A 16,010-nucleotide genomic window follows, 5' to 3' on the forward strand; every position below is an offset into this window, starting at 1 on the left:
ATAGGGATAACAATTTATTTCAGTGTCTTCGCTTTCTCCAACGCCTCTTCTATAGTCCCCACCATATAAAAAGCTGCTTCCGGTAAATCATCATATTTACCTTCTGTAAGCCCTTTAAAGCCTGCTATAGTATCCGCTAAATTAACAAATTTTCCTTGGGCTCCTGTAAATACCTCAGCTACATGGAAAGGTTGCGACAAGAAACGCTGTATTTTTCTTGCACGTGATACTGTTAGTTTATCTTCTTCAGATAACTCATCCATACCTAGAATAGCAATAATATCTTGTAGAGATTTATAAGTTTGCAATATTTGCTGCACTTTTCTTGCTACATTATAATGCTCTTCCCCGACAATCATCGGATCAAGCACCTGCGAAGTACTATCTAGAGGGTCAACTGCCGGATAAATTCCAAGCTCTGCTATCTGACGGCTAAGCACTGTTGTTGCATCTAAATGTGCGAAAGACGTCGCTGGAGCAGGATCGGTTAAATCATCTGCCGGCACATATATAGCCTGCACAGAAGTTATTGAGCCATGTTTGGTAGAGGTAATACGCTCTTGCAATTCACCCATATCGGTTGCAAGAGTCGGTTGATAACCCACTGCTGACGGGATTCTACCAAGCAACGCCGATACTTCTGAACCTGCTTGTGTAAAACGGAATATATTATCGATGAAAAACAGAACATCTTGCCCCTCGTTCATATCTCTAAAACTCTCCACAACAGTAAGCCCCGTTAATGCAACCCTTGCTCTTGCACCTGGTGGTTCGTTCATCTGCCCATAAACTAAAGCTACTTTTGATTTTTCAGGCTCTTCAAGATTAATAACTCCTGAATCGATCATTTCATGATAAAGATCGTTACCCTCTCTAGTTCTCTCACCAACTCCAGCAAATACGGTATATCCACCATGAGCTTTCGCAACATTATTGATCAGCTCCATTATAAGCACGGTTTTACCCACCCCCGCACCACCAAATAGCCCTATCTTACCGCCTTTAGTATAAGGGGCAAGTAAATCAACAACTTTAATGCCAGTTACTAATATATTACGATCAGTTGACTGCTGAGTAAAGCTAGGTGCAGATTTATATATAGACGAAATGCTTGAGCCTTTAATCTTTCCTTTGCCGTCAATCGGTTCGCCTACGACATTCATAATTCGTCCTAACGTTTCGATTCCTACCGGAATACTAATCGGGCTACCGGTGTCTACTACTTCCATACCTCGCACTAATCCTTCCGTGGAGTCCATAGCGATACAACGCACTGTATCATCACCTATATGCTGAGCTATCTCTAACACTATTCTTTGTTCACCGTTATAGCACTCAAGAGCATTTAAAATCGGCGGTAATTTACCTTTATTGGTAAATTTCACGTCAACTACCGCTGAAATAATTTGAGTAATCTTCCCGATATTTTTTTTCATTATTTTTTCTTTTGTTAAGATAATGTTGTTACTTTGTCATTCCGTGGCTTGTCCACGGGATGACAGTTAGTCAAACCGCTTCAGAACCCGCTATGATCTCTATTAACTCCGTAGTAATAATTGCTTGTCTTGACCTATTTAACTTTAATACCAATTTATTAATTATATCATGAGCATTATTTGTAGCATTTTCCATAGCAGTCATTCTTGATCCTTCTTCACTTGCTCTATTTTGTAGTAGTGCATAATTTATTTGTGAATTAACATATAAATTAATCAAATTGGAAATTAGATTTTCTCCCTCATACTCATAAATATCATTAGCTCCCTCTATCTTTGAATCATCATGATATTTTTCTATTAGTAAGATTTGCTGCTTCGTCATTATTTGAGTCATAGCATTTTTAAATTTATTGAAATAAATAGTACAATTACTTACTTCTAAACTTGTTACTAATGCCATAATCTTTTGCTTTATTTGCAACATTAGATTTTCATCATGGTTTTTTGGCAAGTTAAAATAACTATCAATATAATCTCCATAAGGCTTTTTTAATGCCTCATAACCTTTTTTCCCGATAATAATAAGCTTGATTTTTTCGCCTTTACTTTTTAAGTTTTCAATATCAGTTTTTACTTGTTTAATTATCATATAATTAAACGTTCCGCACAAACCACGCTCAGACGTCATAACTATTAGCAAATTTGCTTTGTTGGTTTCTGTATTGAAAAATTTTTGTGCTTCTATAGGAAAATCATAAATATCAGCGGATAATACAGTAGACATCATTTTACTAATAGCTTCAACATAAAAATTTGAATGAGCTATTTGATTTTTTATTTTTGTCAATTTAGAAGCCGAAACTAATTGCATTGCTTTAGTAATCTTTTGTGTAGATTTAACGCTTTTTATTCTAGTTCTTAGCTGTTTTAAATTTGACATAAAAATTAATTGGCTTTAATAAAATCTTTAGCAAAATTCTCTAAAAATGTTTTTAATTTCTGTTCATTTTCTTCAGTGATACGCTTTTCACTTTTTATTGACTCTAAAATATCTTTTTGATTCTGCTTTATCTTACTAAGCATTTTTTCTTCAAATTCCTTAATTCTTTCTATAGGTATATTAATTAAATATTTTTTAGTTCCAGCATAAATACTTATTATCTGCTCTTCGACTGAAAAAGGATGATATTGTGCTTGTTTTAATATCTCAACGAGTCTCTTACCATGTTCGATTTGTGCTTTAGTGGCAGAATCTAAATCTGAACCAAATTGTGAAAAAGACTCAAGTTCTCTAAACTGGGCTAATTCAAGCTTTATCGAGCCTGCAACCTGCTTCATAGCTTTTATTTGTGCTGCAGAACCAACACGGCTTACCGAAATTCCGACATTAACAGCCGGTCTTATACCTTTATAAAATAGCTCACTTTCTAAGAAAATTTGACCATCAGTAATAGAAATTACGTTTGTTGGAATATAAGCAGATACGTCACCTGCTTGGGTTTCGATTATAGGTAGTGCAGTAAGTGAGCCGCCGCCTTTTTCCTCTGACATTTTAGCGGCTCGCTCAAGTAATCTTGAATGCAAATAAAACACGTCACCAGGATATGCTTCACGTCCAGGTGGTCTTCTAAGTAATAGTGAAATTTGTCTATATGCGACAGCATGTTTACTTAAATCATCATAAATAATAAGTGCATGTTTGCCGTTATCACGGAAATACTCACCCATACTACATGCGGCATAAGGAGCAACAAATTGTAATGCAGCAGCTTCCGAAGCAGTAGCCGAAACAATGATTGTATAATCCATTGCCCCAGCATCTTCCAGCTTTTTTACTATCTGGGCAACGCTTGATCTTTTTTGCCCTATTGCTACATAAATACAATAAAATTTATCTTTCTCATTTTTTAGTGAATGAGCTTGCTTTTGGTTAATAATAGTATCGATAGCTATTGCTGTTTTTCCAGTTTGTCTATCACCTATTATTAATTCTCTTTGTCCTCTTCCTATCGGGATTAATGAATCAATAGCCTTTATACCGGTTTGCACAGGCTCACTAACACTAGTTCTATCGATTATTCCCGGGGCTTTCATTTCAATATGGCGATATTCTTTGCTCTTAATATCACCTTTACCATCAATAGGGTTACCGAGTGCATCAACAACTCTGCCAAGCAAAGCAGCTCCTACCGGTACTTCTAGCACTACTTTGGTTCTTTTAACCTTATCACCTTGCTGTACCTGATTATCCTCACCCATAATCACAACACCAACGCTATCATTCTCTAAATTTAAAACCAGCCCTTTAACACCTGATTCAAATTCCACTACTTCACCAGATTGTACATTTGCAAGACCATAAATTTTTGCTATACCATCACCAACATTTATTACTTGCCCTACTTCTTCAAGCTCGCTTAAGCAATTGATATTTGCTATCTCTTTTTTTAATATATCAGCTACTTCAATAGGTTTTAGTTTCATATGGTTTATGTTTTTTTAATTATTCCATTTTCATCCCGTGGCTTGTCCACGGGATCCAGAAAAAATTGAGATAAATCAAGATTTTAATTTTAAGATTTTAGTATATTTGTATTTTACAATTGCTGGATTCCCGCTTTTGCGGAAATGACATAAAGCTTAACCAGAAACCTTAAGCTCAACTTTCTTTAAACTTTTAGCTATCTTATCCAAACTACCTTTTATTGAATAATCTTGCAGGATACTATCATATTTAATTACGATCCCTCCCATAATAGTAGGGTCTATTTCAAAATTTATTTTTGTTTCTTGCTTTAGCTCTTTTTCGATATTTGTTTTAACCCATTCTTGTTCTTTTAGCTGCAATTTACTTGCAGAAATTACCTGCACTATTTTAATATTCTTGCTTTCATATAATAATTTACTATATGTGTTTGCTATATCTGCTAAGATAGAAGTACGGGAATTTTTTATCAACAATAATAAGAAATTTTGCATTATTTTGTTGATTTTAATATTTTTTACCAGCGAATTAATCACGCCAATTTTATCAACTTTATTTACTATAGGGGAAGATAACAGCTCTTTAACCTCTATATTATCTTCAATAATGCTAGTCACTAGATTGACTTCTTCAAGTATCTTATCTTGAGTATTATCAGATTTAGCATTATCAAATAACGCAACTGCATAATTCTGAGTTAAAATATCTTTATTCATTTTCCTAATTTTTATATATGAATAGCCCTTTCGTAAGCAGCTAGCACCGACTCATGCATCATTTCCGATAAAGTCGGATGTGGGAATATGGTATTAATTAAATCAAGCTCTGTTCCCTCTAAATTCTTTGAAACTACATATCCTTGTATTAATTCGGTAACTTCCAAACCTATCATATGTGCCCCAAGTAGCTCACCAGTCTTAGCATCAAATATAGTTTTGATCAACCCTTCGCTATCCCCGCCAACCAAAGCTTTACCATTCGCCATAAAAGGAAACCTACCAATTTTTAGTTCATAGCCTAAGGCTTTTGCAGCTTCTTCTGTCAAACCAACACTTGCTATTTGTGGTGAAGAATAGGTACAGCCAGGAATATTGTGCTTATTGATAGCATGAGGCTTTAAGCCCACTATACTTTCCGCTGCAATAATGCCCTCATGGCTTGCTTTATGTGCTAAACAAGGTGCACCTGCTACGTCTCCTATTGCGTAAATCCCTGCTTCCGCTGTTTGCATCAAACCATTAGCAACTATATAACCATTTTCTACTTTAACTTTTGTCTTCTCTAGCCCTAGATTTTCAGTATTTGCCACAATACCTACCGCCATAAGCAGAATTTCAGCTTGTAATTTTTGTGTTTTACCAGCCATCTCTAGCTCGACTTCTAAACCATCTTTCGATTTTGTTTGCTTAATTAGCTTAGCATTTGTAATAATCTTTATACCTTTCTTCTCAAAACTTTTATGGGCAAGGTTTGAAATCTCTATATCTTCCATCGGTAATATTTTGCTATGAGCTTCAATTACTGTAACATCCACCCCGATAGCATTATAAAATGAGGCGAATTCTATACCAATTGCACCTGAACCTACGATAATCATAGATTTTGGCACATGCTGCGGTATCATAGCTTCCCTTGAAGTCCAAATTTGTTTACCATCTGGCTCGAATCCTTTTAAAACTCTAGCTCTTGCTCCGGTAGCGATAATAATATTATCTGCTTTTATTTTAAGGTTATCATTAATATTTATTACCTTATTTGCTTCAAGCTTTGCTACTCCATCTATAACAGTAACTGTATTTTTCTTAAGTAGCATCTTAACACCGCTAGCTAGCTTATTTGAAATTTCTCTAGAACGCTCAACTATCTTCTTAATATCGATTTTAGCAGAACCAGCATCAACGCCATAATCTTTAGCGTGTTTTATATACTCAAACACTTCAGCAGATTTAAGTAGGGATTTCGTCGGAATACATCCCCAATTAAGGCACACTCCGCCTAAATGCTCTTTCTCTATTAACACAACTTTTTTCTTTAATTGCACTGCTCTAATTGCAGCAACATACCCGCCAGGTCCACCACCTATCACGGCTATATCATATTGTTCCATGTTGTTCTTATTTTTGTTGGTTGGTTTTATTACTTACTGAATGTTAATTATAAGTGAAATACAGTAGACGAAGTTTAATTTGGAAAAGAGCAAGAAGCCTCGGAATTTTTGACCGCAGCGTACACGCGAGTAAAGTGAGGATCAAAAATGAGAAGCGACGTAGCCAATTTTTCAAATTAAATGAGTATACTGCTTTTCAGCATCCATCTATTTTTCTCGTGCACTTTAATCCGTCCAATAATCATATCGGCAGTTCCCTCGTCACCCTCTGATTGGGCTATTTTTAGACCTTTATATAAAGTATCTCTAATGATTTCCTGATCTTTTACAAGGCTTTTTAGCATTTCATTTGCAGAAGCATTAGGGTTTGACTCACTTATAGATGCTAGTTTTATTAAATTTGATAATGCCGGAACTTTAGCATCTAAAGTTCTTATTCTTTCAGCTAGCTCATCTAGACTTTCTGCCAAATCTTCATATTGCCCTTCGAATAATAAATGCAGGCTTCTAAATTCAGCCCCTTCAACATTCCAATGATAATTTTGTGTTTTAAAATATAAGGCGTAGCTATCTGCTAAAACCTGTTCTAAAGCTTTTATTACTTGCATAGTTATACTCCTATAAATAAAAAGTTATGAACTTTTTGACTTTATAGTATTTCATTTAATACTTCAAGTAAGTTGTAATATTTGTGCTGATTTAATATGATTTTCGGTGTGAGAAGATAGAAGTACAATACCGCCACTATTTGCTTTCATGACAATTAAGTTATTTAGTAAATCTCTATTTTCTTTACTTAAATTAGTTTCAACTTCATCAAGCAACCATAGATCCGACTGGCAAGCAATAAGCCTTGCTAAAGCTACAACTTTCTGTAATCCACTGGATAAAGTATAGCATTTTTCATCTAATAAGTCATATAATTTAAAATAATGAATGGCAGCATCTAAAGTTTCCACTGAATTATAAATCTCTGACCAAAATTTTAGATTTTCAAAAACAGTCATCTCAAGCTTTAGACCTGAATTATGACCAATATAAGTGCAATAAGGCTTAGCAATATTGTTAATATTAAGATTTCTGTAGAAAATATTACCGTTACTTGGCTGCATAATGCCCGCTACCATGCGTAATAGCGAAGTTTTACCACAACCATTAGCTCCTTTTATATAAGTAATAGCAGAATCTAAAAAAGTAATACTTAAATTATCAAATAATTGTTTTTGATATATATTAAATTTTAATTGGTGAAATGATAGCATCTTAGTATAGCTCTAATAATACTATATCATGATTAGGATTATTTTCCAGAGATTGGCTTTCCCCGCTTATATCAGTTACGTTATTAGCAGAAGATGGCAAATTTTCATTTGCCATTTCTTCTACCGATAATAATTTAGAGAAAATTGTAGATAATATATTAGGTTTAGATTTCATGAGTTTAACTCAACTTCATCATTATCCCCAGCAAGTTCTGTATTATCCTTTTCTTGGCTGTTACCGATTCCTAATTTTTCACGAGCATTTCTTAAAGCTTCTTTATGGTCAGATGCTTCTGGATTAACAACATGGCTTACATTTATCCCTGTTGCTTCATTAACATCTTGACCAACTGCTCTACTTGCATCATCTAACTTCTCATTTACTTTTTTAGCTTCTTTTTCTGTTCTTTTTAACATATAGACCTCAATTTAAAGTTCTATAATTAGAGTAACACTTGAATCTTTTATAATCAACTAGAAAAATTTAACTAACAAATTCTCTACCGACAAATGAAATACATTTAAAATAGAACTTGGCATTAGACCGAAATAAATAATTAGTAATATTAAAGGGGAAATTGAGATTATTTCGTAACTATATAAATCTCTGAAATTAATGATTTCTTTATTAGTAACTTCGCCCAGCATAACTTCTTTATATAGCTTCAGCATATAAACAGCACCAAGAATTATACCAAGAGCTGCTAAGAAAGTTGCTATTACATTTACCTTATAAATTCCAAGTAGGCTTAAAAACTCACCGATAAATCCGCTAGTTCCTGGCAAGCCAACAGAGCCAAGCATTGCAATCATAAAAAACGTGGCAAGCACCGGCATTTTACTTGCAACACCACCATATTTAGCTATCTCTTTAGTATGTAACCTTTCATATAAAGTGCCAACTATTAAGAATAAGCAGGAAGAGATTATACCATGGCTTAACATTTGGAATAATGCCCCGCTAATTCCGCTATCAGTAAAGCTAAAAATACCTATCGTAACATAACCCATATGAGCAATAGACGAATAAGCAATCATTTTCTTCATATCTTTTTGAGCTAATGCGACAAGGGAGGCATCTATTATAGCAATAACACTAAGCCAAATTACATAAATTGCAAATTCTTGCGATGCGTTAGGTAGAAGTGGCAGTAATACCCTTAAAAAACCATAGCCACCAAGTTTTAGCAAAATACCAGCAAGAATAACTGAGCCGCTGGTAGGGGCTTGTACGTGAGCGTCAGGTAACCATGTGTGAAACGGAATCATAGGAATTTTGATGGCAAAGGCGATAAAAATAGCCCACCATAAAATTTGCTGCACATGCAAAGGGAAATTATTAGTAAATTCGCCAATATTGCTTAAATCAAAGCTGTGAATCTTACTATAAATATATATTATCGATAATAAGAAAAATACCGAACCAAAGAAAGTATATAAGAAGAATTTAACAGCCGCATATATTCTATTCTCACCGCCCCATACTCCGATAATAATATACATTGGTACTAATATTACTTCGAAAAATAAGTAGAATAATAATAAATTTATTGAGGTAAATGCCCCTATACAAAAGGATTCCATTAATAAAAAACATACCAAATATTCTTTAATATATTTTTTAACAGTAAATAAGCTCCCAATAATGCAAATAAGAGTGAGAAAGGAAGTTAAGCTTACGAAAAATATTGATATACCATCAATACCTACATGGAATTCAAGCCCAATTTTATCAAGCCAGCTATATCGTTCAACAAATTGATAAGCAGGGTTAGATGAATCAAATTCTATTAATATATATATAGTTGAGATAAATGTTAAAACACTACTCAGCACCGCAACATACATTGTATGTATTTGCTTATCGGGTTTTTTGCTTTGACTAATAAATAGCAAAATATATAGCACGCTTATTAGCGGCAAGAAGATAGTAATAGATATAATTGGTAATTCTAACATTTTTTTAAGATTTTATAAGTTTTTTGTCATTCTTAGCAATGGCAATGGCTCATATGTTATTCTCGCTTAAGGCTTGCCCACGTGGATCGAAAAACGCCCTAAGGTAGTCATCTAGTTCATAAATCACGGGATGACAGGGGAAAATAATCCACGTGGGCAAGCCTTAAGCGGTAATGACACTACACTACAACTAACCAAACAAAGTAACTAATTGTTACAACAACAAACAACACTATATATAAAGTATAATTAAAAACATATCCAGTTTGGGTTTTACCGGTTAAAGTACTAAAACAATTAACACTCCTTGCAAAACCATTCGGACCAAAACGATCAATTATTTTTTGATCACCAGAATAAAATAAACAAGCTAAGCAGTTAATAGGTTTTACTATTAAGAAATTATATAGCTCATCAAAATAATATTTATTAGTTAATATTTTGGTAAAGTAATTATCTTTACTGGATTCCCGCCTACGCGGGAATGATATAACAACATCTGATTTATATAAATAAATCCCTGCAACAATCCCTATTATTCCCACTATCATTGGTAATAATTTAATATGCAAAGGTGGATGAGTAATTAATAGCTTATAAGCTTGTAAATTAAGTAAACTATCATGGAAATAACCATTTGATTTATCCATCGAAAGCAGATAATAACCAATCATCCCGCTAAAAAAGCTTCCTGCCACCAATAATGTAAGGGGATTATTCATTACTTTAGGTGGTTCATGAGCGTGTTCGAAAACATTTTTTTCTAGTCTAGTTTTGCCGTGGAATACCAACATAATAATTTTCATTGAGTAAATAGCGGTAAGTATTGCAGCTAATATACCAAATATAAACATAAATGATCCGCTGCTATAAACCGCTTCCAAGATCGAATCTTTTGAATAAAACCCTGCAAGCGGATAGATCCCTATTAACGCAAGCGAACCGATTAAAAAATTTCCATAAGTTATAGGCATCTTATTTCGCAGCTCACCCATTTTAAATATATCCTGCTGATGAACTGCATGTATAACGCTGCCAGCTGATAAAAATAGTAATGCTTTAAAAAAGGCATGCGTTACTAAATGAAATATACCACTATTATATGCTGATACTCCGCAAGCCATAAACATATAACCAAGCTGGCTACAAGTTGAATAGGCAATAATTTTTTTGATATCGTTTTGCATAATGGCAATGCTTGCAGCAAAAAGGCAAGTAATACCGCCGATGATCGTGATGAATTGTAGCACCATAGGGCTGTATTCAAACAAATATGAACAGCGTGCTACTAAAAACACTCCTGCCGTTACCATAGTTGCTGCGTGAATCAGTGCAGATACAGGAGTAGGTCCTTCCATTGCATCAGAAAGCCATACATGCAAGCCTATCTGTGCCGATTTACCCATACAACCGATGAATAACAATAAGCAGGCAATATCAAGGATAGAAATTTCAAAATCAGCTAGCAATATTTTTGTATTAGCTAATTTTGGAGCAAGCAAAAATACATCCTCATAATTTGCTGAATGACAATAAAAAATAATCGTTATTACGCCTAAAATAAAGGCAAAATCTCCAACTCTATTTGCTATAAAAGCTTTAATAGCTGCTTTATTTGCTGATTCTTTTGAGTACCAAAAACCAATTAATAAATACGAACAGACGCCAACTCCCTCCCAACCAAAAAATAATTGTAAGAAATTATGCGCCGATACTAGCATTAGCATAAAGAAAGTAAACAATGACAGGAAAGATAAGAAACGTACTATCCCCTTATCTTCTTCTGCCATATAGCCGAGAGAATAAATATGCACGACGCTAGATACCCATGTGACGGCTATAAACATTATGCTTGTTAGCTGATCTATATAAATCGACCAATCTACCTTAAATTGGCTAACTTCAATCCATGGCAATAATTTTATATGGATTATATGCCCGTTTAATCCTGTGTGATTAAATATTATTAATGCAAATAATGCTGATAAAGATAAAAACGATGTTGCAACTATAGACGCTAGTTTTTTATCTATTCTTCTTACAAATAATCCGTTTATTAAAGCGGAAGCAAGAGGTAATACAATAATCATTATAGCAATACTTTGATACATCTTTATCCTCTCATCTGATTGATATCTGTGACTTCAATCGAGCCTTTATTACGGAAATATATCAGTAATATCGCAAGACCAATAGAAGTTTCAGCAGCAGCTATAGTTAGAATTATAATGCTAAAAATCTGCCCTGATAATTCTTGCATATATACCGAGAAAGCAACAAAATTTATATTAACTGCAAGCAGCATTAGTTCAATCGACATTAATATATTGATAATATTTTTGCGGTGCATAAATAATCCAAGCATTCCGATAGTAAACACTAAACTGCTTAAGATCAAATAGTGATTAAGCCCTATATATTCATTCATATTTGATATTCTCAATTCCTTTATTTATAAGAGGCTTTGTCATTAATACAGCATTTTCCTTATTATGCGAAAGTTGTTTTGTGATATTTTGACGCTTTACTCCGTCACGTTTTCTAAGAGTTAAGGTAATACAACCAATCATGGCAACAAATAAAATAAGCCCTGCGATTTGGAAAGGTATCATAAAATCAGTATATAATATTTTTCCTATTGCTTTAGTATTTGATACATCACTTGCTATGGCAAATGATAAATCAGAACTAAAATGAATATTTTTAGTACCAAGTAAAATAATCACTACTAAATCAGCAAACATAATCAAAGATACAAAAATGCTTAAGATAGGCTTTTCCTTTAGCTGAATTATAGCTTTATTAAAATGCATATCCAGCATCATTATCAAAAATAAAAATAATACTGCTACTGCTCCGACATATATGACTATTAGCATCATTGCTAAAAATTCTGCACCAAGCAATATCATAAGTCCAGAGCCGTTAATAAAGGCAAAAATTAACCATAATACTGAGTATACGGAATTTTTGCTCAAAACAACGCATAGACTGCTAATTATGATTAATGTTGTAAATAAATAAAAAAATATTGGCATGAGTTATTATATTATGTTTCCTCACATCATTGCGAGGAGATGCATGGCATCGACTCAGCAATCTTGTCAAATATCCTAAGATTGCCACGCTCCTTGCAGTCACTCGCAATGACGGATTATATATTAAACCAATAAAGCGTTAGCGGCAAACTTGTCAATCATTGGTATAAATAAGACCTCGAGTTCTTTACGTATCACTTCTTGATCTTCTATTTTTTGTCCGTCTTTGCTTAAATTTATTTCACCTTTTACTACATGACCCATCACTGCGTCAATAATAGCTTTCTTATCATGCTTACCATCCATATATCTAATAGCAAGTTTTTCAAAGAAATTAACCCCTACTGGCTCATGTTTTAAATTTGTAACCCACATATAAGGAGTATGGATTGCTTGATGTATCACAAGCTTTGTAGTTTTAGGCTTATCAAGCTCAGGTGTTTCTCTATGTTTCTGAGTAGTGATATTAATGTAACCTTGTAATACTAACTTCATTGCATTTTCTAAAAGCTCAGCTTTTATTTCATTTAATTTAGTACCATGTAGCTTTTTATTAGCTTCCTCGGTTATTTTCTCAAAACTTAGAGGGTTATTAAGATGCTCACTAAAAGTATATAAAATAGCTTTCATGTAGGGTGAAGCAGTTGTTAAATTACTATCTTTATTGCCGTTCAAAAAGAATGCTAAGCTTTCAGAAGCATTATTAAGATCAACCTCTTTAAGCGATTTTTCAGGAACGACGTTGAAGATCATATTAAATTTCATTATGTCTTCGTTATTAATATTTCTGTTGATTTTTACATCATTATGACATAATAAAGTAGCTCTAAAACGACGATTTGTAATGAAATCCATATATTGTTCAGTTCTAACTATATCATTTACGACTTTATAACTGCTCTACTACTTTTTGCGGCATATTACCTAAATACATAGTAGAAAGGTTACAATCAGCTAAATATTGTAAATTATGCTTCCTTGCCTCTTCCATAAATTCATGGAAGTAAAACTGAGCATTTTCTTCTTCTAAATGATTATGAAGTAAATAATGATCTGTTTGTTTCGATAATAATCCAGCTTCAGTTTTTAATACTTCAGCATAAGGTGTTTTTGAATTCTCTAAGCTATCCTTAACAAAATCTAATAGTAATCTAGACTGAGCTATTTTATCACGTACATTTGCAAATGAATTAGAATGATAAAGCATCATATCTCTAACTGTACAAACCATATTCCAACCAGGTAAAGTGTTATAACTGATATATGCTATACCGTTTTTGCTTAGGTTTTTATTACATACATCAAAAATTTTATCTCTAACGTTTTTTGCTACCCAAGACATTACACCGTGACAAATTATATAATCAAACTTATTCAAAGAATCATCAATATCAAGTATAGAACAATTATGAAATTCTATATTTTTCAGTCCAAGTTCTTTTACAGTTTTATTTGCTTCGTCAATTTGTACTTTAGATAAATCAATACCAACAAAATGAGCTTTTGGATAAAGAACAGCATGAGGAATTAAATTACCACCAGCAGCACAACCTAACTCTAATATTTTTGCGGTTTCCACATTAGGGGCATCTACACCGAAAAGAGTCGCAAAAGTGCTTAAATGAAAAGGATTAGTAAAGAAATATGGATAGCTTTCATACGGCACTTCGTCATAAGTATTATGCTTTTCTTTCGTTGTTTTATCGTGACCATTAGGAAGATTTGAAGAATTACTAGCTTTTGAAGACATATTTTTTCCTTATAAGTTAGATTAATTAGTACAGTTGCGATAATTAGCGTCATTACGAGGAGCGAAGCTTTGTTGCATGACTCGGTTTTTCCGTCATTGCGAGGAAATTACGAAGTAATTGACGAAGCAAAAAAGTATAAAAAATGCTAACTTATAGCATTTTTTATTATTTTTTCTGGATTGCCACACTCATTTCATTCGCATAGCTCAGACAACTCTTGATCCTTGCAACAAAGCTTCGCTCCTTGCAATGACAAAGCTACCATATAAATATTTCACAGAATCTTTAAAATGGCAATCTATAAGTAAATCCTATACCAAATTCTCCAACACCTATAGTTTTTTTAATAGGTTTTGCGGGTAAAAATTGTCCTGTTTTCATATCAAGTGTGTCATAATTAATTCTCACCCGATATACTGTTTGTAATTTTGCAGTTAGATCTACACTAAAATTTGAAGAAAGAGATTTTGAAACTCCGAGTCCTGCTTGCCACGCAACACAATTCTTATGTGTTTTTCTTACTTTAAAATAATCACTATTTATCACATCCCATTTTGAAGAGGTAGGCTTAACTTTTACCTGAGCTATACCACCACCTATTATTACGAAAGGAGTAATACCATTCATCTCTTCTAAGTCATAAATAAGATTTAACATATATATGTTCGAAAATACTTTAGTATTCCCAGGAGTTTTAGGTATAGTTAAACCATTGCTTAAATTTTGCGGCGGTAACACGTAATGCAGACGATGTTTAGGTTGATAAGTTGCCGAGAATTCGACAGATATTTGTGGATAAATCGTATAACCGATTTTTCCGCTATACATACCTGCTCTTTTTAAAATAATTTCGGTATTAGAATGTTTATGGCGAAATTTACTAATAACAGGTTCAACTACGCCGCCTTCTCCTCCTATATAAAAGCCGGTTTGCTCGTTTATATTTTCTTCGGCAAAAACAGCATTAGTAGTAAAAATGGATAAAGCAACAGTAAATAATTGTAGTAATTTGATCATTATATTTATCTTGGAAAAATTTTTAAGGATATTATATCTTTAGCCTATTAGCGGTCAACTATATTTTTCTAATTACAGAAGCAAATATGCCTAATAGCAATAAAGTAATAGTAACAGTTAAAGAAATATAAGCTGGAATGGCTATATAATGATGAATAAATATTTTAATTCCGATAAATATTAAAATTAATGCTAAGGAATATTTGATATAGCTAAATCGTTCAACAATTTCTGCAAGACAGAAGAATAAAGCTCTAAGCCCTAAAATAGCAAAAATATTTGAGGTATAAATAATATAAGCATCATTAGTAATAGCAAATATAGCGGGTATACTATCTATGGCAAAGACTAAATCTATTGCTTCTATTAATATTAATGATATGAAAAGAGGAGTAACATATAGTTTTTTGTTACGTGTAACAAAGAATTTATCTCCCTCAAGGTTAGGTGTAACATTTAGATATTTTATTATTGACTTATAAAGATAAGAATTTTGTATATCAAAGGTTTTGTGAGATACATAAAAAGTTTTCACGCCCGTAGCAATAAGTATCACGGCAAAAATATATAACAACCAAGAGAATTTATTTATAAGAATAATCCCGCCATAATTATTACAGCCCTAAAAGGTATTACTCCGATTATGCCAAAGAATAAAACACGATGTTGATATTTTTGCGGAATCTTAAAAAATTGGAAGATAATTGAGATAACTAAAGATATTATCAAGCGACATAGCCTTTTCAATTAGAAAGCAAGTATAATATTCACGTGTGCTATCTGCTCCCATATTATAATAAATATAAATGCCAAATAAGCAGGATATTATAAAATAGAAAAGGCTAAAGAGTAAGCTTTGCTTAAAGCTCATTACTTCATTTTTTTTATGTATAACCCTAAATCAAGTACTAATAAAGCAAAAATTATGGTGTAAAAAATAATCCAACTCATA

Annotated in this window: 14 protein-coding genes and 2 pseudogenes; all 16 read right to left on the bottom strand. The window is 33.0% G+C overall.

The features are described 5' to 3' along the window. Nucleotides 1–14: 14 nt before the first annotated feature. The 16 genes and pseudogenes from atpD to AAGD55_RS00495 all read right to left on the bottom strand — a co-directional run bounded on the left by atpD (nt 15) and on the right by AAGD55_RS00495 (nt 16,009). Nucleotides 15–1,436 carry a F0F1 ATP synthase subunit beta gene (gene atpD, locus AAGD55_RS00420; protein WP_341791715.1) on the bottom strand — a complete coding sequence of 474 codons (1,422 nt, stop codon included), beginning with the start codon at nt 1,434–1,436 and terminating at the stop codon, nt 15–17. A 70-nt stretch (nt 1,437–1,506) separates the two neighbouring features. Further along, nucleotides 1,507–2,379: an ATP synthase F1 subunit gamma gene (gene atpG, locus AAGD55_RS00425; RefSeq protein ID WP_341791716.1), complete on the bottom strand. Its 873-nt coding sequence runs from the start codon at nt 2,377–2,379 to the stop codon at nt 1,507–1,509. A 5-nt stretch (nt 2,380–2,384) separates the two neighbouring features. Then, nucleotides 2,385–3,923 carry a F0F1 ATP synthase subunit alpha gene (gene atpA, locus AAGD55_RS00430; protein WP_341791717.1) on the bottom strand — a complete coding sequence of 513 codons (1,539 nt, stop codon included), beginning with the start codon at nt 3,921–3,923 and terminating at the stop codon, nt 2,385–2,387. A gap of 156 nt (nt 3,924–4,079) precedes the next feature. Further along, nucleotides 4,080–4,640, bottom strand: a complete 561-nt coding sequence (gene atpH, locus AAGD55_RS00435) for an ATP synthase F1 subunit delta (protein WP_341791718.1) — start codon at nt 4,638–4,640, stop codon at nt 4,080–4,082. An 11-nt stretch (nt 4,641–4,651) separates the two neighbouring features. Then, nucleotides 4,652–6,031 (bottom strand): dihydrolipoyl dehydrogenase, encoded by a 1,380-nt coding sequence (gene lpdA / locus AAGD55_RS00440; RefSeq protein ID WP_341791719.1) that lies wholly within the window; start codon nt 6,029–6,031, stop codon nt 4,652–4,654. A gap of 176 nt (nt 6,032–6,207) precedes the next feature. After that, nucleotides 6,208–6,639 carry a Dps family protein gene (locus AAGD55_RS00445; protein WP_341791720.1) on the bottom strand — a complete coding sequence of 144 codons (432 nt, stop codon included), beginning with the start codon at nt 6,637–6,639 and terminating at the stop codon, nt 6,208–6,210. Between the two features lie 63 nt (nt 6,640–6,702). Further along, a complete protein-coding gene (gene ccmA, locus AAGD55_RS00450) occupies nt 6,703–7,293 on the bottom strand; it encodes a heme ABC exporter ATP-binding protein CcmA (RefSeq protein WP_341791721.1) in 591 nt (196 codons plus the stop codon). A 1-nt stretch (nt 7,294) separates the two neighbouring features. Beyond that, complete coding sequence (locus tag AAGD55_RS00455) at nt 7,295–7,468, bottom strand: hypothetical protein (protein ID WP_341791722.1); 174 nt, start codon at nt 7,466–7,468, stop codon at nt 7,295–7,297. Beyond that, nucleotides 7,465–7,710 (bottom strand): hypothetical protein, encoded by a 246-nt coding sequence (locus tag AAGD55_RS00460; protein WP_341791723.1) that lies wholly within the window; start codon nt 7,708–7,710, stop codon nt 7,465–7,467. The genes AAGD55_RS00455 and AAGD55_RS00460 overlap by 4 nt, the downstream gene beginning before the upstream one ends. A 57-nt stretch (nt 7,711–7,767) precedes the next feature. Further along, nucleotides 7,768–9,252 (bottom strand): NADH-quinone oxidoreductase subunit M, encoded by a 1,485-nt coding sequence (locus tag AAGD55_RS00465; RefSeq protein WP_341791724.1) that lies wholly within the window; start codon nt 9,250–9,252, stop codon nt 7,768–7,770. A 179-nt stretch (nt 9,253–9,431) separates the two neighbouring features. Continuing rightward, the gene (nuoL, locus tag AAGD55_RS00470) at nt 9,432–11,363 is read right to left on the bottom strand and encodes an NADH-quinone oxidoreductase subunit L (RefSeq protein ID WP_341791725.1); all 1,932 of its coding nucleotides are present in this window, start codon (nt 11,361–11,363) and stop codon (nt 9,432–9,434) included. Between the two features lie 2 nt (nt 11,364–11,365). Next, a complete protein-coding gene (nuoK, locus tag AAGD55_RS00475; RefSeq protein ID WP_016948103.1) occupies nt 11,366–11,680 on the bottom strand; it encodes an NADH-quinone oxidoreductase subunit NuoK in 315 nt (104 codons plus the stop codon). Further along, nucleotides 11,673–12,290 carry an NADH-quinone oxidoreductase subunit J gene (locus tag AAGD55_RS00480; RefSeq protein ID WP_341791726.1) on the bottom strand — a complete coding sequence of 206 codons (618 nt, stop codon included), beginning with the start codon at nt 12,288–12,290 and terminating at the stop codon, nt 11,673–11,675. Before AAGD55_RS00480 ends, nuoK begins: the two co-directional genes overlap by 8 nt. Nucleotides 12,291–12,413: 123 nt before the next feature. Further along, nucleotides 12,414–14,040: pseudogene (locus AAGD55_RS00485) on the bottom strand (methyltransferase regulatory domain-containing protein). Nucleotides 14,041–14,326: 286 nt separating this feature from the next. Beyond that, nucleotides 14,327–15,058 (bottom strand): outer membrane beta-barrel protein, encoded by a 732-nt coding sequence (locus AAGD55_RS00490; RefSeq protein WP_341791727.1) that lies wholly within the window; start codon nt 15,056–15,058, stop codon nt 14,327–14,329. 58 nt (nt 15,059–15,116) lie between these two features. After that, a pseudogene (locus tag AAGD55_RS00495) lies at nt 15,117–16,009 on the bottom strand (TerC/Alx family metal homeostasis membrane protein). Nucleotide 16,010 lies beyond the last annotated feature (1 nt).

It is taken from the genome of Rickettsia endosymbiont of Gonocerus acuteangulatus (genome assembly GCF_964026435.1).
GTDB lineage: Bacteria > Pseudomonadota > Alphaproteobacteria > Rickettsiales > Rickettsiaceae > Rickettsia.